16 protein-coding genes, 1 tRNA gene and 2 pseudogenes are annotated in these 23,473 nt (G+C 67.1%); 12 read left to right on the top strand and 7 right to left on the bottom strand.

All coding sequences use genetic code 11. From position 1 onward, the window contains the following. Nucleotides 1-58 precede the first annotated feature (58 nt). The 4 genes and pseudogenes from FG385_RS06240 to FG385_RS35570 form a co-directional block, all read left to right on the top strand. Entirely contained in the window at nt 59-490 is a 432-nt protein-coding gene (locus tag FG385_RS06240) for a hypothetical protein (RefSeq protein ID WP_139095648.1), read from the top strand. A gap of 338 nt (nt 491-828) precedes the next feature. Further along, nucleotides 829-2,535, top strand: a pseudogene (ctaD, locus tag FG385_RS06235) (aa3-type cytochrome oxidase subunit I); the annotation flags it as partial. Nucleotides 2,536-3,019: 484 nt separating this feature from the next. After that, nucleotides 3,020-4,039 (top strand): undecaprenyl-diphosphate phosphatase, encoded by a 1,020-nt coding sequence (locus FG385_RS06230; protein ID WP_139095646.1) that lies wholly within the window; start codon nt 3,020-3,022, stop codon nt 4,037-4,039. 196 nt (nt 4,040-4,235) lie between these two features. Further along, a pseudogene (locus FG385_RS35570) lies at nt 4,236-4,331 on the top strand (hypothetical protein); the annotation flags it as partial. A 37-nt stretch (nt 4,332-4,368) separates the two neighbouring features. Here the strand turns inward: FG385_RS35570 and FG385_RS34690 are convergent. The 4 genes from FG385_RS34690 to FG385_RS06220 all read right to left on the bottom strand — a co-directional run bounded on the left by FG385_RS34690 (nt 4,369) and on the right by FG385_RS06220 (nt 7,349). Next, the gene (locus FG385_RS34690) at nt 4,369-4,515 is read right to left on the bottom strand and encodes a hypothetical protein (protein WP_160148737.1); all 147 of its coding nucleotides are present in this window, start codon (nt 4,513-4,515) and stop codon (nt 4,369-4,371) included. Between the two features lie 197 nt (nt 4,516-4,712). Then, the gene (locus FG385_RS06225) at nt 4,713-5,027 is read right to left on the bottom strand and encodes a hypothetical protein (RefSeq protein WP_139095645.1); all 315 of its coding nucleotides are present in this window, start codon (nt 5,025-5,027) and stop codon (nt 4,713-4,715) included. Between the two features lie 19 nt (nt 5,028-5,046). Then, nucleotides 5,047-5,196, bottom strand: a complete 150-nt coding sequence (locus tag FG385_RS33785; protein ID WP_160148736.1) for a hypothetical protein — start codon at nt 5,194-5,196, stop codon at nt 5,047-5,049. 80 nt (nt 5,197-5,276) lie between these two features. Next, nucleotides 5,277-7,349: an NB-ARC domain-containing protein gene (locus FG385_RS06220; protein ID WP_139095644.1), complete on the bottom strand. Its 2,073-nt coding sequence runs from the start codon at nt 7,347-7,349 to the stop codon at nt 5,277-5,279. 289 nt (nt 7,350-7,638) lie between these two features. Between FG385_RS06220 and FG385_RS06215 the strand changes: the two genes are divergently transcribed. From FG385_RS06215 to FG385_RS06205, 3 genes are read left to right on the top strand one after another with little or no spacing between them, the layout of a single operon-like run. Further along, nucleotides 7,639-7,983, top strand: a complete 345-nt coding sequence (locus FG385_RS06215; protein ID WP_235022413.1) for a hypothetical protein — start codon at nt 7,639-7,641, stop codon at nt 7,981-7,983. Further along, nucleotides 7,976-9,148: a putative T7SS-secreted protein gene (locus tag FG385_RS34285; RefSeq protein WP_200834323.1), complete on the top strand. Its 1,173-nt coding sequence runs from the start codon at nt 7,976-7,978 to the stop codon at nt 9,146-9,148. The genes FG385_RS06215 and FG385_RS34285 overlap by 8 nt, the downstream gene beginning before the upstream one ends. A 2-nt stretch (nt 9,149-9,150) precedes the next feature. After that, nucleotides 9,151-9,534, top strand: coding sequence for a DUF6188 family protein (locus tag FG385_RS06205; RefSeq protein WP_139095643.1), 384 nt, complete (start codon nt 9,151-9,153; stop codon nt 9,532-9,534). 386 nt (nt 9,535-9,920) lie between these two features. Here the strand turns inward: FG385_RS06205 and FG385_RS06200 are convergent, their stop codons facing one another. Both FG385_RS06200 and FG385_RS06195 read right to left on the bottom strand, forming a co-directional pair. Then, the gene (locus tag FG385_RS06200; protein WP_139095642.1) at nt 9,921-12,290 is read right to left on the bottom strand and encodes a S8 family peptidase; all 2,370 of its coding nucleotides are present in this window, start codon (nt 12,288-12,290) and stop codon (nt 9,921-9,923) included. Continuing rightward, nucleotides 12,287-13,294: an AAA family ATPase gene (locus FG385_RS06195; protein ID WP_139095641.1), complete on the bottom strand. Its 1,008-nt coding sequence runs from the start codon at nt 13,292-13,294 to the stop codon at nt 12,287-12,289. The genes FG385_RS06200 and FG385_RS06195 overlap by 4 nt, the downstream gene beginning before the upstream one ends. Nucleotides 13,295-14,316: 1,022 nt before the next feature. On the opposite strand from FG385_RS06195, the gene FG385_RS06190 reads away from it, so the two are divergent. The 3 genes from FG385_RS06190 to FG385_RS06180 all read left to right on the top strand — a co-directional run bounded on the left by FG385_RS06190 (nt 14,317) and on the right by FG385_RS06180 (nt 19,691). After that, nucleotides 14,317-15,777, top strand: a complete 1,461-nt coding sequence (locus FG385_RS06190; RefSeq protein ID WP_139095640.1) for an integrase — start codon at nt 14,317-14,319, stop codon at nt 15,775-15,777. A 425-nt stretch (nt 15,778-16,202) separates the two neighbouring features. Further along, nucleotides 16,203-17,546: a GNAT family N-acetyltransferase gene (locus FG385_RS06185; protein WP_160148735.1), complete on the top strand. Its 1,344-nt coding sequence runs from the start codon at nt 16,203-16,205 to the stop codon at nt 17,544-17,546. Nucleotides 17,547-18,356: 810 nt separating this feature from the next. Beyond that, entirely contained in the window at nt 18,357-19,691 is a 1,335-nt protein-coding gene (locus FG385_RS06180; RefSeq protein WP_139095638.1) for a tyrosine-type recombinase/integrase, read from the top strand. 263 nt (nt 19,692-19,954) lie between these two features. Here the strand turns inward: FG385_RS06180 and FG385_RS06175 are convergent. Continuing rightward, nucleotides 19,955-20,027 (bottom strand) — tRNA-Thr (locus FG385_RS06175). A gap of 377 nt (nt 20,028-20,404) precedes the next feature. Between FG385_RS06175 and FG385_RS06170 the strand changes: the two genes are divergently transcribed. Both FG385_RS06170 and FG385_RS06165 read left to right on the top strand, forming a co-directional pair. After that, nucleotides 20,405-21,922, top strand: a complete 1,518-nt coding sequence (locus tag FG385_RS06170) for a threonine/serine exporter family protein (RefSeq protein ID WP_139095637.1) — start codon at nt 20,405-20,407, stop codon at nt 21,920-21,922. Between the two features lie 91 nt (nt 21,923-22,013). Then, the gene (locus FG385_RS06165; RefSeq protein ID WP_139095636.1) at nt 22,014-23,456 is read left to right on the top strand and encodes an alpha,alpha-trehalose-phosphate synthase (UDP-forming); all 1,443 of its coding nucleotides are present in this window, start codon (nt 22,014-22,016) and stop codon (nt 23,454-23,456) included. Nucleotides 23,457-23,473: the final 17 nt, after the last annotated feature.

Raw genomic sequence — 23,473 nt, 5'->3', positions numbered from 1 at the left:
CCGAGCCCGCGCGATCTGCCAGCACAATCCACCGTCTGTTCGCGATGAGGGGGCCGACATGAACAGTGTCGCGCTGACACACCGCGAGTGCGTCCGGCTCCTCCGGTCGCCCGAACGCGGCCGGTACGGAACCGTCACGATCGACGACCTGGCGCCGATTCCACTCCTCTGCCTCATGCTCGACGACGGAGACCTGCTGATCCCCACTGGGGACGACCGCTCACTGATCCGGGCAGCAGCAGGGCGTCCCGTATCGGTCGAGTTCGCCCACCGCGACCGGGACAACAAGCAGTGCTGGACCGTACGCGGGATCGGGCTGGCCCGCCCGATGAGTGCGCTCGACCGCCCACGCCCGCTACCGCGCAGCACCGTGCTCGCCACGCCCGGCGCATTCCGCAACGGCATCCGCGTCGTGATCGCCCACCTCACTGGAAGCCAGACGGCCACCGACGCCGCGATCCCACAACCACGAAATGCCGGCATCGCCTGACTGGATACCGATGTGCGCGCCAGGCAACGGTCCCATCACCGGTCGCGTCCGGCACCACGATCACCGAGCACGGCAAGAACACGGTTCGCAAAGTTGGTCAACCACGGCCATCGGAGCGGGGGGACTAGGCCCGACCGCCAACAAATACCGTAACCAGTGGCACGTAAGAAAGAAACTCCATCGGCGCCGCGCCCCATGACTACGCAACGATCCGGCGCGTCGCATCCCGCCGCTCTGTGACCGGGATCGCACTTGATAGCAATTGCAGGTTTTGTTAACTGCTAACATGCTACCTTTCCCATGTTTGCAGAGATTGTGGACAGGGAGAAGGAGAGCCCGTGACCGCGCTGGCCCCAGAGCCGATCGACGTACGACCGCATCTCATCCGCGAACGGGACAAGGGGTCGGTCCTGCTGCGGTTGTTCCGGACGACCGATCACAAGCAGATCGGCATCATGTACCTGGTCACGTCGTTCGCCTTCTTCATGGTCGGCGGCGCGATGGCGATGCTGATCCGTACCGAGCTCGCCCGGCCCGGGATGCAGTTCCTGTCCAACGAGCAGTACAACCAGCTGTTCACCATGCACGGCACGGTGATGCTGCTGCTGTACGCGACCCCGAGCGTGTTCGGGTTCGCGAACTTCATCCTGCCGCTGCAGATCGGCTCCCCGGACGTGGCGTTCCCCCGGCTGAACGCGTTCTCCTACTGGCTGTTCCTGTTCGGCAGCCTGATGGTGCTCGCGGGGTTCCTGACTCCGGGTGGTGCCGCGGACTTCGGCTGGTTCGCCTACACACCGCTCTCGGACGCGATCCACTCGCCCGGTGTCGGGGCGGATCTGTGGCTGACCGGGCTCGCCGTGGGTGGTCTGGGCACGATCCTGGGTGCGGTCAACATGATCACCACGGTGCTGTCCCTGCGGGCGCCGGGGATGACGATGTTCCGGATGCCGATCTTCACCTGGAACATCCTGGTCACCAGCATCCTGGTGCTGATCGCGTTTCCCATCCTCACCGCCGCCATCCTGGGGTTGATCGCGGACCGGAAACTCGGTGCCCACCTGTTCGACCCCGCCAACGGCGGCGTGATCCTGTGGCAGCACCTGTTCTGGTTCTTCGGCCATCCCGAGGTGTACATCCTCGCGCTGCCGTTCTTCGGCATCGCCTCGGAGATCTTCCCGGTCTTCTCCCGCAAACCCGTGTTCGGCTACAAGGGCCTGGTTTACGCGACACTGGGGATCGCCGCGACCTCGGTGGCGGTCTGGGCGCACCACATGTACGCGACCGGCTCGGTGCTGCTGCCGTTCTTCTCGTTCATGACCTTCCTCGTCGCGGTGCCGACCGGGGTGAAGTTCTTCAACTGGATCGGCACCCTGTGGAAGGGGCACATCACCTTCGAGACCCCGATGCTGTTCTCCCTCGGGTTCATAGTCACGTTCCTCTTCGGCGGGCTGACCGGGGTGCTGCTCGCCGCACCGCCGATCGACTTCCACGTGTCGGACTCGTATTTCGTGGTGGCGCACTTCCACTACGTGCTCTACGGCACGATCGTGTTCGCCACCTTCGCCGGGATCTACTTCTGGTTCCCCAAGATCACCGGCCGGATGATGGACGAGAAGCTGGGCAAGCTCCACTTCTGGACCACGTTCATCGGCTTCCACACCACGTTCCTGGTGCAGCACTGGCTCGGCGCCGAAGGCATGCCCCGCCGCTACGCCGACTACCTGCCCACCGACGGGTTCACCACACTCAACACGATCTCCACGATCGGCGCCTACATCCTCGGCGCCTCCACGCTGCCGTTCATCTACAACATCTTCAAGAGCTACCGCTACGGCGAAATCGTCACGGTCGACGACCCGTGGGGCTACGGCAACTCGCTCGAATGGGCCACCACCTGCCCACCGCCGCGGCACAACTTCACCGAACTGCCCCGGATCCGGTCCGAACGCCCGGCGTTCGAGCTGCACTACCCGCACATGGTCCAACGCCTCCAGGACGAAGGGGAGATCACGTTCTTCGGTAAGCCCAAGGCACACAAGGACGCATGAGTCCGGCTGGCTCCCGGCCCTGGTCCGCTCACCTCGGGGTGCCGATCACCCCGCAGACCGCGCACACCTTCGCGAACGGCGAATGTGGAGCGCCACCACGACGACCTTGAGATCCCCGTCGTCGCACCGAATTCCGGGCGAGTGAAACTCGCCGACTACCGGGCGAACGGGAGAGTGAACAAGGTCCCGAACACCGGCATGCTCTGCCGTGACGCGTTCTACGCCGCCACCTATCGCTCGGCGTTGAGCTGGTGTGGCTGACGGTGTGGTAACCGGCAGATGAACTGTTTCTCACGCCAGGCGACGCTTCGGCAAACCAGCAGCTCGCGGGTGCGATCGGCCGTGGGCCAGTCTTCCGGTCGCCGTGACCGCCGCCCGATAGTTCTACATCTGATGTAGTAGATTTCGGGAGTGCGAGGACGCGCCCGGCCACGGTTCGGGCGGCCTAGCACGACGCCGGCACAGGAGCGAGAGTGAGCAGATGTCTGTCTTGACCTATCCGGAAATGATCGTGGTCGGCCTCCTGCAGGGCGTCAGCGAGCTGTTCCCCGTGTCGAGCCTGGGGCACAGCGTGCTGGTCCCAGGGTTGATCGGCGGGAGTTGGGCGCGCGATCTGGACATGTCGGCGAAGGGCTCGCCGTATCTGGACTCACTGGTGGCCATGCACGTCGCGACGGCCGCCGCGCTGGTGATCTTCTTCTGGCGGGACTGGGTGCGCATCATCGGCGCGTTGTTCGGCTCCATCCGCCACCGCCGCATCTCGACCCCGGATGAGCGGTTGGCGTGGCTCCTGGTGGTGGCCACGATCCCGGTCGGGATCGCCGGGCTGGCGCTGGACAAGGTGATGCGCGAATACCTCGGCAAGCCTGTACCCGCCGCGGTATTCCTCTTACTCAACGGGATTGTGCTGTTCACTGTCGAACGCCTCCAGCGCACCCGCCGCGCGACCGCGGCGGCCCGCACACCCGGGCCGGGCGCCGCGTCTCGCCGGGACATCGGCGAGCAGCCCACGATGGTCATGCCGGCGGTTGCCGCACGCGGACCAGCGCGAGACGTGGCGAACCAGCCCACCACCCGCATGCGCGCCGTGTCCGCCGACGAGGCCAGCGACGCCCGGCTGGCCCGGCTGGGCTGGTGGGAGGCCATCGCGATCGGCGCCTGCCAGATCCTCGCACTGCTGCCCGGCATCAGCCGATCCGGCGCCACTATGGCCGGCGGCCTGCTGCGAGGTCTGCGGCACGACGACGCGGCGCGGTTCGCGTTCCTGCTGGCCACCCCAGTCATCGCCGCCGCCGGAATGCTGAAAGTTCCCGAACTGGCGCGCCCCGAGATGCACGGCGCGATCGGTCCCACCCTCGTGGGCAGCCTGGTCGCCGGGGTCGGAGCGTACTTCTCGGTGCGGTTTCTGGTCCGCTACTTCCAAACCCGCACCCTGACCCCGTTCGCGATCTACTGCGTGATCGCCGGACTGGGCTGCCTGGCCTACTTCACTCTCACCTGATCCCGCTGTGGGTCCCGCGGTTCCGAGGCCGGGATGACAGCGCTGCCGTCGCCGGTAGCCGGACCGAGCCGGGCGATGTTGCGGTGGTTGAGCACCTGGGCGCACCCGGTGCTGACGATCCCGACGGAGGCGGCATGCTGCCGCGTCGTCCAGTGATGATTTTGGATCGCTTGTTGTCACGCATCCGTTTCACCCGCTGCGGGGGCAGCGGCTGGGGGTTCTTTACGTCAAGCGCAGGGCCGGGGACACGGTTTTCGTGTGTTCGGCCGTGGTCTCTGGGCTGATCACGTTGTCGCGGGGCTGGGCCGATCGGGGTGAGTCGTCGTATCTCATGTCCTCTGCGTCTGGTCGGGTGCGCCGAGCCGGAAAACCGGATGCAGGCGTACCTCGGCCGCGATGTCCTCGTCCGGCGACTCCGCCCTCACGTCGAAGTAGGGCTGAATCACGGGCACCTCGCGCAGGTATTGCCGCAGCACGGGAACGCTGCCCTGCGGGCTCAGCTCGGTGACGTGCAGGGTTTCCGTCCGGCGGCCTGCCTGCCGGTACGGCGGCCCGGGACGGTGAGCACGTGCCGGTACGACTTGCCCAGCCCGAGGCGGGGCATGGCCGCGAAGGCGCGGTTGACCAGGCGCGCGCCGGAGTTGGTTCGATACGTTCTGGCGATCGGTTCTCCTCAGGTCCGCGCGCGGACGGTGGTGGCCTGGGCACGGGTGGCCGGCCAGCCGAGCAGCAGCATCAGCAGCCCGACAACGGGTGCCACGATGCTCCACCATGCGGCGACGGCCAGCGGCACGGCCCCGAGGACGAGCAGGGCCGAGGCGATGACCCGGGATCTGCGTGCGGCGAGTAGGGCGGCGAGCACGAGCACCGCGCCGGTGAGTCCCAGCACGCAGTCGAGGCCGTATCCGGCGAACCCGATCCACGCGTAGAGCAGGGCCAGGATCGCGGTCAGCGCGGTGGTCCACCAGGTCCACAATGTATGGTTCATGGCGTGACCTCCTTGTGGGTCAACGAAGTTGGGCGTCCTCGGCGGGGCGGCGAGGGCTGGGCAGCGGGTCGGCGGTGGGGTAGCCGGTCCGGAACGCCATCACCGGGTGCCAGCCGGATGGCAGCCTGCCGGCCATGGCGTTGGTGAATCGCGGGGGCAGGCTGGGCACGGAAGTCTCCCGGTCCATGCGTTCGAGTACCTGGTTCAGCGCTCGTTTGAGATATCCGCTCGCCGCAGCAACGTTACCCGCTACGCGCAAGGCCCTGCTGATCCCGAACCACAAGCTGAGGACGCCCGCGTCCACGACACCGCGGCCGACGTTGTGACCGGCAACGATGTGGGCATGCTCATCAGGACCAGGGCACGCAGCGTCTCGTGGTTTGCCGTTTCATTATGCAGCCATTCGGCCACATAGTGAGTCATGTGCCGGAGGAGCTGCGCAGCACGTCCTGGATCGAGACGATGCAGTCTATCTCGTAAGGTCTGTTGCACGATCTCGTTCATGTGCACTGAGATACTCGACGCTGATAGCCCGCTGTCCACGAGCCATTCCAGATCCTGGTCGCGGCGGACGAGCGAGAGCCGGCTCAATGATCGGAGAATCTCGTGGTGCACCGCGTGTGATCCCACGGACCGACCCGGACGCGAGGTTACGTCAGCGGCAGCGTCGATCAGCAACTGCAGCGGAATGTGGTGCTCACCCAGGTGAGCCACCAGATAGATCATGGTGTCAACGATGATCGAGGGCACGGAACCCGCGTCGCCACGCGGGGCGTCGTTCATGCGTTCCGCGGCGAGCTCGATGGCACCGACCAGGCTGCCGTGATATCCGTGGGGACCGCGGTCGGAGTCGGCCAGGGACCGCTGCCGGATCTGGATCTCGGCCGTGTAGTGATCGATCCCGCCCAGTCCGGTGCCGACACTGGACAGGTAGGCCGCGGCCAGTTCCAGCGCCAGCGGCCAATCACGCATAAACTCGGCGAGATGGTTCAGCTGTTCCCGTTCATCGTCGGCCGGCTGGTAGACATTAGGAAGAAGGCGGCGGCGCAGGAGGTCGACCGACTGTGCTCGGCTCATACGTGGAACTTCGACTGTCGAGATGCCGCTGCCGTGCCAGGCTCCCTGTTCGATCGTCGTGACCAGCACGCGTCCCCAGCCGCGGCGTGGAATCCATGATTGGACGGCCTTGGCGTCGACCGCGTTGTCGAACACCATCAACCAGGATCCTGGACACGCACTGAGAAGCCGATGGACACGCTGACGCAGAGCCTCGGCCGAGCGCCCCGTGGCGGCCTGCCGGGCGGGCGGCCCTATCCACTGCCGTAGTGCGTCTTCGATCACGATGAAGGATCTCTGCAGGCTTGCCGTATCCTGCGCTGCCACCCAGAACACGCGATCGAACTCGTAGGCACGGTCGGCGGCCCATCCTGCGGCGAGCGAGGTTTTGCCGATGCCGGACAATCCGAACAGGACGCAGCAGGCAATCCCGTGGTTCTCGGCGTGTCCGGCGAAGGCATCGGTGATGGATTCGGCGAGGTCTTCTCGTACCACGTCGGGAACGACCGGGGCGAGGCCGGCGTGCACATCCCAATCGCGTTCGCTGACCGCTTCGGCGACTGTACGGTCATCGGCGCCAATCTCATCGCGCAGCTCGTCGAGCGACACCATGAGGTCGTCGCGCCCGGTGGCGCGTTCCGCGATGAGGTCGAGAACGTTGCGGAAAACGAGCCCGGTGGACCTCCGACCCGCGCCCTTGCGGTATCGATGTCGCAATTCGCGGATACGGCGCCGAAGCTTGTCCTGATAGGACCCGATGTCGTCCGTGGACAGCACGAGCCGAGTGCGCATCAGCCGGGCACGCCGTTGGGAGTCTGCCTCGGCAAGCTGCGAGCCGCAGTCAGGCACCCCGGAACACAATTCCGAGAGAGCGCTCGTGAACTGGTCGGGTCCCGTGGCCGGCGTGGCCAGCAACTCAGCCAGTTGTCGCACAGCTGGTGCCGGTCGGCGACTTGTCACCAACAGGTACGTCTCGGCGTCGCGTCGCGTGAGGCGCCACAGCTCTCGCCACATCTCTGGCAGATGGCATTTCGAGGCGGTACCGCTCTTCACCTGGGCATCCACGATGGGCACGTCACCAGCGAGCAGCGAAAAATCCAGCTCTTCGCACACGCGTCCGGTCAGCGGATCAAGTCTGGCTTCGACCGAGATCCGCGTAATGCGACCCTCACCGGACTCCAGTTCTCGCAACGCGTAGTCCAGGGCACACAGATTCTGAAACCGAATTCCGCGCGCATTACGGCTGCCTCCGCCATTCGCCACCACAGACCCGGTCCTCGATCACAGTTTTCAAGAAATCTAGCGGTGAGAGAGCGTAGACGACTCGGTCCGCCCGTCGCCGAGCGCCATCACTGTAGCTACGGCGTCGTCCGCGCTGGGCCGCTCACCAGCGCAATCACCGCCGGACAGCTGGCGTCCTCGCCGTCACCGGCAAGCGCCTCGCCCAGGCCACCCGCCGCTCGCCGATGGAACTTGCAGTGCTCGCGCGGCGTCCAAGAGTGATCGGGGGCTTGCTGACAGTGCGAGTCTGCCGGACGATGAGTGGGCACTGTGCGTGTTCGAGGGGGTGGTTTCCATGGTGGATGGTCGGGGGTTTCATGTCGATGTCGACAAGGTGGCGGAGGCAGGAAGGGGGATCAGTCGCAGCGTCAAGGATCAGCAGAGTTTCCAGCTCCGCGGCCTATGCGGCGATGCCGGACTGTATGGCCATCAGGGTGTGCACGACGCGCTGATGGACTTCTGCGTGCGCTGGTCCGACGGCCTGGACATGCTCACCGACGACGCCGACAAGATCGGCAGCGCCCTCACCCGTGCCGCGAACGCCTACCGCGGCGTCGATGATGCGACTGCCCGGACTCTGGGTGGCGATCCCGGCGAGGGGGCGGTCAAGGGTGGCTGAGCTCGGCGAGACCCAGGACCCGGCAGCCTTGATTCCGGGCAAGCCGGAGGCGATCGAAGAGAACGCACGCGTGCTGCAGGCGCGAGCTGGGGAAGCTGGTGACGCCGCCGACGGGTTGAAAGCGATCGACACCGGCGCCTGGCAAGGGCCCGCCGCGTCAGCGTTTCATGACAAGTTCTCCTACGAACCGGGAAAATGGTACGCGGCGGCCGATTCGTTGCAGGCCGCCAGCGGGGCGCTCACCGACTACGCCAGCACGCTGCGGTGGGCGCAGGCCCAGGCGACCGAAGCGATCTCCCTCTGGAACCAGGGCCAAGCCGGCACCCAACAGGCCAAGACCGCACACGACCAGGCAGTCAACCAGGCCACCGCGAACAACCAGGCCCCGCCGGCGTTCACCGACCCGGGCGAGACGCAGCGACAAGCCGCTCGCGACACGCTGCACCGCGCCCGCACCCAGCTTGCCGACAGCGGGAACGTCACCGCCCAGACGCTGCGTGACCGCGCTAGCCAGGCACCGCAGGAATCCAGTTGGCTGGACGACCTCGGGCACACCCTCGCACAGGCCGGCGCCGATGTCGTGAACGGGATGGCCTCCTTCGGTAACGCCATGCTGAACCACCCGTTGGATGTCCTCGCCGCCGCAGGGGGTGCGGGCCTTACGGTGATCAGCGCGGCCGGCGAGGCCTTCGGCGGGCTTTTGGACGCCACCGGCGTGGGTGCGGTCGCCGGCGTGCCGCTCAACGTCGTCTCCGCCGCCGGCATCGCCACCGGAGCCTCGATCACCGGCGCCGCCGTCGCGAACATGGCAACCCACGCCGCCGGCGACGACCACGTCGAACCCATCAAGGTCAACAGCACCAGCGACAGCGCGGGAGCTTCCGCCGCGGACTCGTCCCCGCCAGCGGGAGCACAAGAAGGCTGGTCGTCACGATCCACCAACAACGGGCAAGGAACCGTGTGGCAAAAACCGGGATCCTCCGGCGACGCGAATTCTGTCCGTGTCATGGAGCCCGGCGCCGATCCGCGATACCCGAACGGCTACGTCAAGTTCACCAACGAATACAATCAACCTGTCCGACTCGATGGCAAACCGGGATCCCGGGCAGACACCCACATCCCACGCAACGCAGACGGCTCATACCCGACCCCGGAGGGATGGTAACCATGGATCTTCGCCTGAAAGGGAAGACACTACTCTCCGAGACGGTCGAGTACAGCGCGGTCCTGCACTTCTCCGACGGCTATATGGCACGCATCGAATCACCATTCGGCCTCGATATCTCTGGAAAGCACTACGAGCTTTCACCCGAAACCGATCCACAAGAGTCGTTCCAGCCGATGAAGGGATTGCTCCAGCAGACCGTGACGACCGCCGACGTCGACAATTCAGGCGTACTGAGCCTGGTATTCAGCAACGGAGCCACGATCCGAGTGGAGCCAGACAACGACTACGAAGCGTGGACAGTAGCAGGCCCCGACGGCTTCCTCATCGTCTCGATGCCCGGCGGAGAACTCGCTGTGTGGGAGCCAAAGACCGACTCACCCTGAACAGGCACCAAATACCCTGGCGGGGTATCAAGCTGCCCGGCGGACGTCTTCAAGTCCACAGAGGGCGGTGAGCATGTCAGCGCTGAGGCAGTCGTCCGGAGGTAGCGCGTGCACGTATTCGCGCAGAGTGGGCCGGATTGATGGTGCGGAATGGGGTGGGGCGTAGATCTCCGCGACCGTGCCGCACCTCAGAGGCCGAGGCGATTCTGGCTGTCGTAGCCTCCCGCGAGCAGCTACCCGTCTCGTCTAGTCATTCCGCGGTCGCTGAATCAGCAGGCGACCTCACGGTCCGCGATCACGGTGATCATCGAGAACCTGATCAGCAGCAGGGTTTGAAACGCGGCGGGCTCCACATATACACACAAGCCCGCTCGGACACCGGATACTTAGGTTTCGATGTTGGTGGCGATGCTGGCCTGGATGGCCGCGTAGAGGTCGATGTCTTCGGAGTAAGAGTCGACACTGACCACGATGGCGTAGGGGATTTCGAGGTTCTTGGTGCTCTCGCGCTGCTCCCACCAGCCCAGGATCGGGAAGACGGCGAGGAGCCGGTCTCCGGCGAGTTCGCTGGCGTTGAGTTCGACGTAGTCATGCTGCAGCGTGCCCCGCCCCCGCGCCTGAGAACCGATCGTCCAGGTGTAGCCGCTGCTGGGACCGGCCTCACTCGTCCCGCTGCGGGCGAGTTTGTTGATCCGGCGCCGCAGCTGCAACTCGTTTTCGGTGGGTCCTTGCATCTCCCACCGCAGCCGGCCACCGGCGTACTGCCGGCCAGCCATCGCCTCGGTGGGTTCGATGAAGTAGGCCAGGGTGATCGCGAGCCGGACCGGGGAGTCGGCGTGGTCGCTGATGATGTGGTCCGGCAAGGGAATCCGTAGCATCTGCGCCTGCCGGCCGCCGGGCGCGAGGTGTCCTTCGTAGACGAACACGGGCCGGTTGCTGTCGGCACCGCTCGCGGCCCGCAGGTCGGGAACGCTGTAGCCCACGGCCCGCAGCCGGTCCTTGCGGTCGGTGAACTGTTTCCACATGACGGGTGTCCACTGTGCACTATGGACATACAAGGCCCGCAGCGCTGCGGGTCCCAGGTCCGGGTGTTTCCTGGCCAGGACAGCGAGATCGGCCGCCGCCGATGCCGCGGCGGGACTGGTGGCCCACGTCTGGGTACTCAGCTCCCCGCGGGTATGCCGGTGACTGGTCGTCCACAGCGACAGGTGCTCACCACCCGCGTTGGGCAAACCACCACCGGGCGCGGTGTTTCCGGCCTCCTTCACGATGTCGGGCTTGATCGGACGCCCTGCGACCCCGACATCGGTGCTGGCATACGGGCTGAGCCCACCCACAGGGGCCAACGCCTCCGGGTACGGGCCCTTCCCGTTAGCCGCGGCGCCACCCAGGGCGGTGAAGCCGCCGACGGTGAGGGCGTTCCAGGCTTGCGCGGGCTGGCAGATCGGTTGCCCGAGGTTCGCCACGGGGTCGTCCTCGCGCTCCGTGGCGAGCATGTTGTCAGGAAGGTTGCCCGCGGCGACGACCATCAACCGCCCCCTGCCGCTGTTCCAGGCAAGTTGGTCCACCCCGATCGACCACGCCGTGCGTAGCCCGCTGTCGTTGTCCGCGCCCACGCTGAGGCTGTGCACCACTCTCGCCTCGTCGGCGAGGTCTTCGGCCTCGGTCACGGCCGCCTCGGTGCGTTCCGCCCAGAACTCGGGCTCGTCGTCAGCAGGCCCACCACCGGGAGTCGGGATCAGCCGCATGCCGACCAGCCGGTTCTGTGGCCGCAGCACACCCTGCGCGACACCCTGCAGATAGTCCGGATAGACCGCAATCCCGGCCATCTCCGTGCCGTGCCCGTGCCGGTCGGCCGCATCCGGTTCCCCAGGCACGACGCTGCCCGTGCCCAGCAGCGCCGGCCGCAGGTACGGGTGGTGCGCGCTGGTGCCGGTGTCATACACCGCCACCACGGCCGCGTCTTCCGGCGGTGGCTCCACGCCCACCGGCGGTGCGGCCTTGGCCTCGCCCTGCAACAGGGTCTCGACCAACCGGACCCGTGGCGCGAAGTGCACCTCGTACACCTCCGGCATCAAACCCGGAAGCTCTGCGAGCACGTCGCCGGTCAACCGCGCCAAGAAGATGTCCCGTTCCACACCCTCGTACTGTCGCGGCATGCCACGAAACCCGCCCAGGTCGGCCAGCCAGTGAATGTCCTCGCGCACCCGGGCACGATCCTCGCCGTCGTCGAGGCGCCCGCCGCGGGTCCACAACTCAACCCAGTACGACTGACCGGGGTCGATGTCGTCCTCGCTGAACTCACGCAGGCTCAGATCCGCCAGTGTCGGGACCCGCAGATCCTCGATCCGCGCAACGAGCGCCGCATGCTTCGGGGCGCCAGACTTGGTGTCCTCATCGCGGTAGCGCTCGACCTTCTTACGCAACGCCCGCGCGTCAGTATGGACGTGCAGCAGGGCCTGCCCTTGGTCCACCGCGACCACGATCGCGTCCGAGTTCTTGTCCCCGAGGCTGTGGGCTTGATCGGCGAAACCAGTCGTACCGGTTGCGGCGATCAACTGGCCTTCGCTGTGGGGCGCGCGGTCCTCCTGCGGTCGCCGCGCCTGCTGGACCGCGTCCAGCTCGCGCAACAGCCGCGCGGCGTGTTGTTCCCGCGTGCGTGGCGGCAGCGTCTTCTTACTTGATCCCCCGGGCGCTTGGAATCGTTCCTCGACAGCGCGCGTCACGCGGATCAGGGGCAGCCCCGTCCGGATCATGCACGCCCCGTCTTCAGACTGGCCCCCCGCACACGCAGACGCACCTCGGCATCGATCTCGTTTAGCGAGGGGAATTCGCGGTCATCAAGAATGGCCGCCTTCCGTGCGTTGTCCACCGCCGCCTGTACCTCCGCGAACGACAGTCCTTCACTCTGCTTCGCCAGTTTCTTTACCTCGTCGCCGCCGACCGGCACGGTTCGCAGCAGTCGGCGCAGCAACAGCGCCCGGGCCTCCACCGTCGGGGCGGGGAACTCGAGGACGTCGTCGAATCGCCGCAGCAGCGCCGAATCCAATGTTTCCCCCAAGTTCGTGGCGGCCACGATCAGGCTGTCGCTGTCACAGGCGTCCAGCAACTGCAGGAACGTCCCCACCACACGCTTGGCCTCGCCGACATCGAACTCATCACTGCGGTGCTTGCCCAGCGCGTCGAACTCGTCGAACAGGTACACCGCCCGCACCCGGCCGATGTGGTCGAAAATGTCGGTCAACGTCGCCGCGGTTTCCCCCAGATACCGGTTGAACAGCACCTCCAACCGCACCCGCGCCAACGGCAGCTTCAACTCGCCCGCCAGCGCGTGCGCGGCCATCGTCTTGCCACACCCCGGCGGGCCGTGCAGCAACAACCGCCGACGCGCCATCAAGCCATGCTCAGCCAGTCGCCCCGCCTGGCGCTGTTCGTCCAGCACCCGCTGCACACTGCCCCGCAGCTCATCCGGCAGCACCAGATCCGCCAACTGCACATCGCTATAGCGGACATCCAGTACATCCGCCAGATCACGCGGAGCCCGCGCCAACGGAACGGGGCCGCCCACCGACTGCCGCGACGAACGCTCAGGCTCCGCTGTCTTCGCCTCAGCCAGCAACGCCCGCAACCGGGCGGCCTGACGGGTATGACCGGCACGGGACTCCGCAGCAATCAACTGAGACAACAGGTTCCGCCACCGACGCTCATCACCCAACGTATGCGCACGAACCATCTCCGTGATCAACTCAGCCTGCGCCATGCCCCGCACCTCCTTCCAGACCGTTCAAACAATATCGGAAAACATGCTCCCAGCCCTGCACAACGCCCCCGGGGACGGCGCCACCACGCAGCAACCCATCCACTGAGCGACGGCTCGCCCAGTCATCACCTCCGTGGACGTATGCGTTGTGGCTGGGGACCGTCTGTGTTGGGCGAGCATGCCGCTGCCACGCAACCTCGCGCGCCGTCCGCCGTGATGTCGCCTCGCGACACGAGGATCTTGATGGACACCGCTCGCACGGGTGACACGATCACGTGCGGAGGTAGGCGAGCGCGTCGATGATGCCCGTCATGAAACGGTGGGCGTCTCTGAACAACCGGCAGCTCGCGGTCCTGCGCCGGCTTGAGGCTGGCCAGGACCTCAGCGACCCGCAGAACGGTCGTGCTCGCCAGTCGGCCAACGCCTTGCGCGATCGTGGACTGATCACCATTACCAAGCACGGTGGCCGATAGCAGGCCGAGATGACCGTGGCAGGGCAGTGCTACCTGGAACACGGGATGCACCCTGATCACCCGCGCTCACGCGAAACGGCCACGACTGTCAAGGCCACGCCGCGCCTGTGACCTCCACAGCAACCAACACGCCGCGGGCGCGCCCGCCGGGTACGTCGATCTCGCGACAGGCAGGAACAAACGACACCCAGCCTTCAGCAGCCAACGAGCTTGCCGCGGTCCTGGAGCATCAGGCTTAGGTTCTGACAGCCTGTAGCAGGCAAGTTACGGAATGAAGTCAACCTGGGATGAAAAGGCGGGGAGCGGCCCTTGAAGGGCGGCTCCCCGTGCCTAAGATCTTTGGGTACTACTCTGCAAGGATAGCACCTCGTGTCGGGTGCTACACCAGCGTTGTCCTCAGTTAGCTTGGCCACTGACCCTTACGGGAGCCACGTGCTCGCTCGGGTTCTCGACTTCGTTCGGGAAACGACCCCGTGGCCTCGGCGCCTCTGGGAAGCAAGCAACGTCCTCGCGCTCGAGGAAGCGATCGAGTGTGGGGATTGGACGCGGATGCGCGTGCTCTCACCGGGCGCCGTGTCGTGGTACATGCATGAACTCGAACGCCAACTCGGCCCCGACCGCGGCCTCGGCGACAGCAAGCTGCGTCGAGAAATCACTAGTCTGCTGCGGTCAAAACTGCCGACCGACGGGCGAGAGCGGCGCCGCCTGATCCAGTTGCTTCCGTCGGTCAAGCACGGCTACCTGCGGCGTTGGGCCACGAGCGTCGATTCGGCCAACCCGCCGTCCCCCGAACGGCTTGCCCGCACGCTGACGACTTATCTGCTCGACTGCGGCCACAGCTCTGGCTATCTCAACCGCTGGGCGGCGCAGCTACGGAAGGCCTCAGCCGCGACGTTGGGCGACCTGCTCGAGGGTGCCTGTGGGTTGGCTGAGCAAGTGGACCAGGAATTCGAAGTCTTGATCCCGTTCGTCTCCGTGCCTGACCACGAGGACCTCGCTTCTCATCTCCCTGAATGGCTCAGTCCACCGCAGGCTGCCCGCTGGTTCGCCGAGCACGGTTTCGCCCAGCCGCCGCGGCACAACGGAGCGTTCATTTACCGATTTACCCGTAAGGATCCCGTCGCCGCCGCCCGTGCGGCGGGCGGCATCGTGCGCCGTCTTGAAGCCCGTCGTGTCTATGCCCGAGGCCCGGCCTACAACATCCGAAATCGGCTGCAGCCGGTCGGGAAAGTGTGGATCAAGGGAGAGCCGGAGCCATTGCCACTGGCACCGCCGAACCGGGGGGTAAGCGTGTTGTCGCTGGTGAGTGAGAAGACGATGTACTCGGTCAACCGCAGTGACCGGCTCGACGAGGCCCTCGAACTGGCAGCGCCCCTGCATGACGGCTCGGCTTCAACGGCGGCGGCGGGTGGCTGGGCGGCCGTGGAGTCCCTGCTCTACCACCCCGGTGACGAGCTGGATGTGTCCGAAGGACGTGCCGTGGTGGCCGACCGTCTCGCCGCCATTGTCGCCTGCTCCTGGCCACGCGCCGAGCTTACGACGTTGTCCTACCGGCATCGCCCACCGACGCCGGATCGGCTCAGCCAACGCCTCGACGAATGCAACACCAACATGCAACGAAGCCAAGTGGTCGCCGACGCGCTCACCGACGGAACCAGCACACCGCTGGTGCTTACGTCGCCTCATGAGCACGCTGCCGCCAAACGCATGAAATCGCTGATTGACGACCCGATCGGCCAGCTCACGGAAGTGAACCGGGTGTTGAGCGGTGTCTTTCGACGTCTGTACCGACAGCGCAACATCGTCGTACACGGCGGCAGCACGGAAGCGATCGCCCTCGACGCCGCCCTACGCACCTCGGCGCCACTCATCGGCGCGGCCTTAGACCGGCTCGTTCACGCCCAGCTGATCGACAACGAAGGACCCCTCACACTGGCCGCTCGCGCAGAGAACTCACTGACCCTCGTCGGCGATCCACTCGGTCCCGGCATCACCAGGCTGCTCGGCTGATCAGAACGATCACGTGCGCCTGAGAGAAATGGAACGTGCCTGCTCACCTCAGGCTCGGACAGTCTCAACCTGCTATACGGACGCGGCGTGGCAAGCTTTTCAAGGCGCGGTTTCAGCAACCTGCCTCAGGAAACCCGACCTCATCGGCGTCTTCACTCAGATCGATATCCGTGGGCGTGCGACACACGCTGCTGATGAACGTAGTCGTCGCGGACGGCAATCGCTCTACGAACCGCGGCAGCCCAGCGCGCGCCAGCAGAAACCACTCCCGAGTTATGCCGGAAAATGATTACCTTCCGACGATTTCGTGAGATCTTAGTGTCTCGTGCACGTACATCGAGGCGCGCATCGTCGCGCTGCGCCAAATGGGTGGTTGGCCATCGTTTACGATCGACCACCCTGCCATTAGCGGTAGTGGTGGCTATATGGATCAAGGGCAGACCCGCATCGAGCCACTTGCTTCGGATGACCAGGCAGGTTACGAGGCAGTCGTTCAACTCGGAGACCGGTTCGACGACCGCCTCGGACAACTGCCATATGCCGCTTTCGAAGAGGCCCGCGACGACGCGCGGATCCTGGTCGCGCGGGACGCGGACACCGACACGATCATTGGCTACGCGCTGTACCGTCTACCGCGCAACGAAGTGTCGTTGACGCACCTGTGTGTGGAGCCCGACGCACGTGGAATGGGGATCGCTGGCGCTTTGGTCAAGACGATCACCGAGCGCCACAGCCAGCGCCTCGGCATCCGGGCCAAGTGCCGCGACGACTACGGGCTCGCCGACACCTGGCAACACTTGGGCTTCACCGCACGGGCGAAAACCACGGGCAGAGGCCGCGACCGCACCCCGATGACGGTGTGGTGGAAAGACCACGGTCACCCCGACCTGTTCACCGAGTACGAACTACCCGTCGAGCTGCGAGCCGCGATCGACCTGAACATCGTGCTCGACCTGGCCAGCCCGGCCACGCGCAAGCCCCGGTCCGAGTTCCTGGTCGCGGACCACCTCGCGGGACGCCTGCAACTCGTCGTCAGCTCCGGCATGATCGCCGAAATCAAAGCAGGAGATCCCGCTCGGCGGCGGACGTTACAGGAGGCAATTAACCCGTACCCGGTGGTCAACGCAGATCCGCAACGAGCAACTGACCTGGAGCAGGCCATCCTGGCCGAGGTACAGAAGACCAGCCCACAGTTCCCGGTGACTGATCAAGACCACCGCGATGTCGGACAGGTAGCCCATGCCGCCGCAGCCGGCCTCAGTGTGTTCCTTACCTGGGACGAGAGCCTCATCAAGCAACTGGGACCCGTCGTCGAAACGCTGACGGGTATCAAACTGATGAAACCCGTTTACGTGGTCCTCCATCTCGACGAGCTTGCCAACGCCGAAGCATTCCGGCTGGACAGCCTTGCCGGCAGCGGCTTCACCCACGCCAGAGCCGGCACCCGCATCATCCTCTACGCCAGCACACCGATCCGCTCAGTCCTGGGCACCGCGACACTCCACTCCGTCGACACCGACACCCCCGCGCGCCTGTCGCGACGCCACCGCGGCCAACTCGGACTCACCCGGCGCGAATTCGACGACTACCTCGCCGGTGTCACCGCCGCAGCCTGCCTTACCATCGCCGATGCCCAGCCCCTGCCGGTTCCCTACGAACTCGCCTGGCTACGCGACCAGGCCGAATTCCAGCCGCCACAGAGCTACCGTTATCTCGCCCTCGGCGACCCCGAACCCCTCCACACGCTGGCCGCCACGCAGCTCAAGTAGCCCGACCGGACTGCCACCAGCCCAAGGTGTCGTGTGCCGAGCGTGCCGTTGTCGGGCAGGCCCCCGTAGCGCGCTGTGGCGGACCCCATCGGTCCACATCGGAGGGTCGCAATGCTCCGCGAAAGCGATCTACCCCGGCAACGACCAAGCCGGGACTGTCGATCACCATCAACCCCGCCCCGCGAGCGGAGGCCCCGCCGACAACCCACGTGAGCACACCTGGTCAATGCGAATGCCGCACACGGGCCGCACACGCACCCCGGGGCCGACGACGCACCCTTCGTGTCCCAAAGGTTCGTCGACACCCGCCGCGGGCAGTGCCCGCCATCCGGCGCGTCGCGGAGATTCGGTGCACGGCCCCGCTGTCCAAGTCCGTTCGGCAGCAAAGGGATGGCGCGTTCAGGAGTCGCGCTGAACAACCATGGTCCTTGCCCCGGTGTGCTGGCCCAGTCGTCGACGACAGCGCTCTCGAGGTTAACCGACCAACTGCCCGTGCTCTCCCGGTCCCGCACAGCTGCAGGTCATCGAGCCCCCGAGACCAGCGAAACAGTCGATATCGGATTGCGACGAGGACACCGCCGTCCCCGCTGGAGTCGGATGTCTTCAAGATCATCGGTAGCCGAGCGGGACAGCGGCCGCCCGTTCGTCCTGGCCGGACGGAGGAAAATGGCCTCGAGGACGGACCGGAGCAGCGCCGCCCGGCTGCGTCCGGCTGGCAGTCCGGGCGCCGTCAGCGTGAGACCGGCCACCGGCGGCCGGGCAGCAACGTTCGCGGGGACCGTCTCGTGACCGGACACGCTGGAGCTAACGATGAGTAACCGAGAAGTTTACAAGCGTTGCGGCTGCAGGGCCCCGGACGGGCGCCGGCTCGGGATCTCGTGCCCCCGGCTGGCAGACCGGGGACACGGAAGCTGGTATTTCGCGCTCGAACTCCCCCGCGGCCACGACGGGCGCCGGAACCGCCTCCGCCGGGGTGGCTACCGGTCGCGCCAGGCCGCGCAGGCGGCACGCGCCTACCTGCTGGGCGGCGACCTGGACACCGGCCGCCGGCTGGTCACGCTTGGGCAATGGCTGGACATCTGGCTGGACATGCGCACGCTCAGTGTGTCCACCCGCCGCCTCTACACCCAGCACATCCGCGACTATCTGCGGCCGCATCTGGGCAACGTGCCACTGCCGGAGCTGACGACCGGCCGGATCCAGGCCATGTTCGCCTCCCTGCAGCGCACCTCGGCCCTGCGCGGCCGACCGCTGTCCCCCGCAACCCTGCAACGGATCCGCGCTTGCCTGCGCACCGCCCTGAACGGGGCCATCCGCCACGGACTGCTGGAGCGCAATCCCGCGCGCTGGGTGGAGCTGCCCTCCGGGCAGCGGCCGCGCGCGGTGGTGTGGACACCGGCGCGGGTGGCGCAGTGGCAGGCCACCGGGCAGCGGCCGCCGGTGGCGGTGTGGACCCCCGGGCAGACCGCAGCGTTCCTCCGCCACGCCCACGGCCACCGGCTGTACCCGCTGTACCTGCTGGTGGCCCTGCTCGGGCTCCGGCGCGGGGAGGCCGCCGGACTCCGCTGGTGCGACCTCGACCTGGGCGCCCGGGTCCTGGAGGTCTCGCATCAGGTCCAGGAGCACAACGGACGCACCGTGATCTGCCCGCCCAAAACCGACCACAGCATCCGCACGCTCGCCCTGGACCACGTCACGGCGGCCGAACTGCGGCGCCTCCACGCGGCGTGCCACCGAGCCGGCCAGGGCGAGCCGACCGGCTTCCTGTTCGCCCACCCCGACGGCCGGCCACTGAGCCCGGGCTACCTCACCCACACCTTCCGGCGGCTGACCGCCCAGGCCGGCCTGCCGCCGATCCGGCTGCACGACCTCCGGCACGGCGCGGCCAGCCTGTCCCTGGCCGCGGGCAACGACCTCAAAGCAGTGCAGGACATGCTCGGCCACGCCAGCATCGTGCTCACCGCCGACACCTACACCACCGTCCTGCCCAGCCTCGCCCGGCAGGCCGCCGAGAACACCCTGCGCCTCGTCCTGCAGGCGGCCCGCCAGGATGCCCACGCCATCCGCCAAAGGAGCCACCAGGCGGCGCGGCGCCACCGCGGCCCCGCCCGACGATCACCGGGCACCCACAGACCACGGTGCTGACCGGGCACCCGTGCCCACCGGGCCCGACGCGCGCACCGCAGGCAGGCCCGAAGCCCGCAGGCATGAGCGGGTGAGACCGCCACAGGAAGCGCCGATCAGTGGGTTTCCGCCGGTCTGGGGCCGTCGGGTGCCGACAGCGCCGCCCGGCCCGCGGCGTCATCAAGGGACTCCCCGGTTCCCACCGCGGCCCCACCCAAGATCAACGCCCACCGGCAAGATCTCTCAGACCAGAGAATGTGCTGATGGGCGTCGATTCAGAAGAGAGCCGACTAGGGGACTCGAACCCCTGACCTGCTGTTTACAAGACAGCTGCTCTACCAGCTGAGCTAAGTCGGCATGTCAAGCGTGGCCATCATACTTCGGGCCAGTTGGGCGAGCGGCCCAGGAGCATCAAGATCGCGAGCGCCCGCTCAAGCTGCCGTCGGAGAAGGACACGTCCGCACCAACGGCCAGGTCCCAGCTGTGCACCACGCAGTCGACGAGATGGAACCCCATCGCCTGCTGCGCGCATCCGTGAAGGCCAGCAGCGCCTCGCTCGAACCCGCCGACCGCGAAGGCTTCCTCCGCGCGCTCCGGCTCCTCGTTGGGTAGCGGGAATCGCCGTTTCGTGGATGATCGGCGGGGGTGGCGCAAACCACTGTTACCGCCGTGCAACGGAAGCCCTGCACGCGGCGATGGTCACCGGGGAATCCCAGTAAGGAGGTGGCGGCCCTGTGAAAGGCAACCAGCGCGCCCGGGGCCCGGTGACCCGGCGGCGCGGCTGGCACATCCTCGAAGCGCCCCGGGACCCGAACGTCGATCGGGAGAACCGGCGCAAGCGCTCGACCGAGCCGCGGCGGCGCGCGTGGCACATCCTCGAAGCACCCACCGGTGAGCAACCCGCCCCCGAACCGGGCGCCGACTACGGGCCGGCGCTGCCCGACGACGCGACCGTCAACTTCGTCCTCGACCTCACCCTGCGCATCGGCGAGGTCCAGATGGCCAGCGGCGCGGGCGCGTCCGACGTCACCGCGACCATCCTCGCCCTGACCTCGGCGCTGGGCATGCCGCACTGCGAGGTGGACGTCATCTTCACGTCCATCACCGTCACCTGCCACCGCGGCACCGACATGGCCCCGGTGAGCGCGGTGCGCGTGGTCCGCTCCCGCAGCCTCGACTACACCCGCCTGTCCGAAACCGAACTCCTCGTCCGGCAGATCACCCGTGGCCGGACGAGCGCGGAAGAGGCGTACGCGGCCCTGCACCGCATCACCGGCGCGCCGCACCCGTACCCACGTTGGGTCGCGACGCTCGCCTGGGGCGGGATGGCCTTCTTCATCACGCTGCTCATCGGCGGCACCCTCGACCTCGCGGTCGGCGCGCTCGTCATCTCCTCCCTCGTGGACCGGCTCGGCCGCCTGCTCAACAAGTACGCCCTGCCGTTCTTCTTCCAGCAGGCCGTCGGCGGTCTCGTCGCCACCGGGCTGGCGACCCTCACCGTCAAGACAGGCCTGGTGCCGACCTCGTTCTCCACGCTCGTCGCCTCCGCGGCGATCACCGTGCTGCTGTCGGGCCTGTCCACCGTCTCCGCCGTGCAGGACGCCATCACCGGGTACAACGTCACCGCCGCGGGCCGCACGATGGAGACCGCCCTGATGAGTGCCGGGCTCATCACCGGCGTCGCGTTCGCGCTGAACCTGGCCAAGTCGTTCGGCTTCCCCCAGGTCGAACCCGAACTGCCCACGCAGACCGTGCTGACGCTGCCGGTGATGATCGTCGCGGGCGCGGGCACGGCCGCCTGCTTCGCGCTCGGCAGCTACTCCAAACTCCGCCCGCTGCTGGTCGCGGCCACGGCGGGCGCGATCGGCGCGGGCGTGTACGGCGGTCTCGTGCTCGCCACGTTCGACGTCATCACCGCGTCCGGGGTCGCGGCGACGCTCGTCGGGTTCTGCGGCGGCGTGCTTTCCCGGCGGCTGAAGGTGACCCCGCTCGTCGTCGCGGTGTCCGGTATCACGCCGCTGCTGCCCGGTCTTTCGACCTACCGTGGCCTGTATGAACTGGCGACGCAGGGCAACGGCAACGTCTCTACCCTGATGAAGGCGGTCACCATCGGGCTGGCCCTGGCCGCGGGCGTGGTGCTCGGCGAGTATCTGGCCCAGCCGGTACGCACCGGGCTGGGCAGACTCGAGCGGAGGCTGGCGGGTCCCCGGCTCGCCGGGCCGCTGCGGGCGTCGGACGGCCGGCTGGAGTAAGGCCGTTCCGCCACCGCGCGGTCGATCTTGCCCGGTGGCTGCGCGATAGTCTTCGTACCGCCGCGCCCGCAAGAGTGAGGGAGCAGCCAGCGTGGGTCAACAAGAGATCGGGAACGGCTCGGCGGATTTCGTCGTCGTCGCCAACAGGTTGCCCGTCGACCTCGACAGAGGCGCCGACGGCACCCAGCGCTGGACGGCGAGCCCCGGCGGCCTGGTGACCGCGCTGGAACCGTTCCTGCGCTCCCGCAAGGGCGCCTGGGTCGGCTGGCCGGGGGTTCCCGGGGTCGAGGTCGACCCGTTCAGCGACGAGGGCATGGTCCTCTACCCGGTCGCACTGACCGCGGAAGACGTGCGCGACTACTACGAAGGCTTCTCCAACGCGACCCTCTGGCCGCTCTACCACGACGTCGTCGAGCGCCCGGTGTTCGACCGCGGCTGGTGGGAAAGCTACGTCAAGATCAACCGCCGCTTCGCTGAGGCCAGCGCCAGGGTCGCCGCCGGCGGCGCGACCGTCTGGGTGCAGGACTACCAGCTGCAACTGGTCCCCAGCATGCTCCGCGAACTGCGGCCGGACCTGCGCATCGGCTTCTTCCTGCACATCCCGTTCCCGCCGGTCGAGCTGTTCATGCAGCTGCCGTGGCGGGCCGAGATCGTGCGCGGGCTGATCGGCGCCGACCTCGTCGGCTTCCACCGGCCCGGCGGCGCGCAGAACTTCCTGTGGCTGGCGCGCACCCTGGTCGGCCTCGAACCGAGCCGGGGCGCCGTCGGGGTCCGGTCCCGGCCAGGCATGATGCAGGTCGGCAACCGGACGGTCCGGGTCGGCGCGTTCCCCATCTCGATCGACGCCGCCAAGCTCGACACGCTCGCCCGCACCAGACAGGTCGCCGAGCGCGCCGCCGAGATCCGCCGTGATCTGGGCAATCCCAGGACGGTGCTGCTCGGGGTGGACCGCCTCGACTACACCAAGGGCATCGACCTGCGGCTGCAGGCGCTGCACGAGCTACTGCACGAGGGCAGGGTGAAACCCGAGGACGTGACGTTCGTGCAGCTCGCCACGCCCAGCCGGGAACGCGTCGAGCACTACCAGCGGATGCGCAGCGACATCGAGCAGATGGTGGGCCGCATCAACGGCGAGTTCGCCCGGGTGGGGCATCCCGTCGTGCACTACCTGCACCAGTCGGTCAGCCGCACCGAGCTGGCCGCGTTCTACTCGGCCGCGGACGTCATGGTGGTGACCCCACTGCGCGATGGGATGAATCTGGTCTGCAAGGAGTACGTGGCGTGCCGGCACGATCTCGGCGGCGTACTCGTGCTGAGCGAGTTCGCCGGCGCGGCGGCCGAGCTGACCAGCGCCTTCCTGGTCAATCCGCACGATCTCGACGGGGTGAAGAACGCCCTGGAGGCGGCGATTACGCTCGACCCTGCCGAGGGCAGGCGCCGGATGCGAGCATTACGGCGTCAGGTCCTCACCCATGACGTAGACCGGTGGGCACGATCGTTCCTGGAAGCACTCGGATCCGAGCCGGCTTCCTGATTCAGCCGACTTGTCGA

This window comes from Amycolatopsis alkalitolerans, assembly GCF_006152065.1.
Classification (GTDB): Bacteria; Actinomycetota; Actinomycetes; order Mycobacteriales; family Pseudonocardiaceae; genus Amycolatopsis_E; species Amycolatopsis_E alkalitolerans.
This window is presented reverse-complemented; position numbering and strand designations above follow the sequence as displayed.

Bases quoted from the DNA above. Each gene is read 5' to 3' on its own strand.
- FG385_RS06225 (WP_139095645.1), bottom strand. From the start codon at position 5,027: ATGAACCATACATTGTGGACCTGGTGGACCACCGCGCTGACCGCGATC.
- FG385_RS06195 (WP_139095641.1), bottom strand. From the start codon at position 13,294: ATGGCGCAGGCTGAGTTGATCACGGAGATGGTTCGTGCGCATACGTTG.
- FG385_RS06200 (WP_139095642.1), bottom strand. From the start codon at position 12,290: ATGATCCGGACGGGGCTGCCCCTGATCCGCGTGACGCGCGCTGTCGAG.
- FG385_RS06185 (WP_160148735.1), top strand. From the start codon at position 16,203: ATGGATCAAGGGCAGACCCGCATCGAGCCACTTGCTTCGGATGACCAG.
- FG385_RS06240 (WP_139095648.1), top strand. From the start codon at position 59: ATGAACAGTGTCGCGCTGACACACCGCGAGTGCGTCCGGCTCCTCCGG.
- FG385_RS06180 (WP_139095638.1), top strand. From the start codon at position 18,357: ATGAGTAACCGAGAAGTTTACAAGCGTTGCGGCTGCAGGGCCCCGGAC.
- FG385_RS06190 (WP_139095640.1), top strand. From the start codon at position 14,317: ATGCGCGTGCTCTCACCGGGCGCCGTGTCGTGGTACATGCATGAACTC.
- FG385_RS06230 (WP_139095646.1), top strand. From the start codon at position 3,020: ATGTCTGTCTTGACCTATCCGGAAATGATCGTGGTCGGCCTCCTGCAG.
- FG385_RS06205 (WP_139095643.1), top strand. From the start codon at position 9,151: ATGGATCTTCGCCTGAAAGGGAAGACACTACTCTCCGAGACGGTCGAG.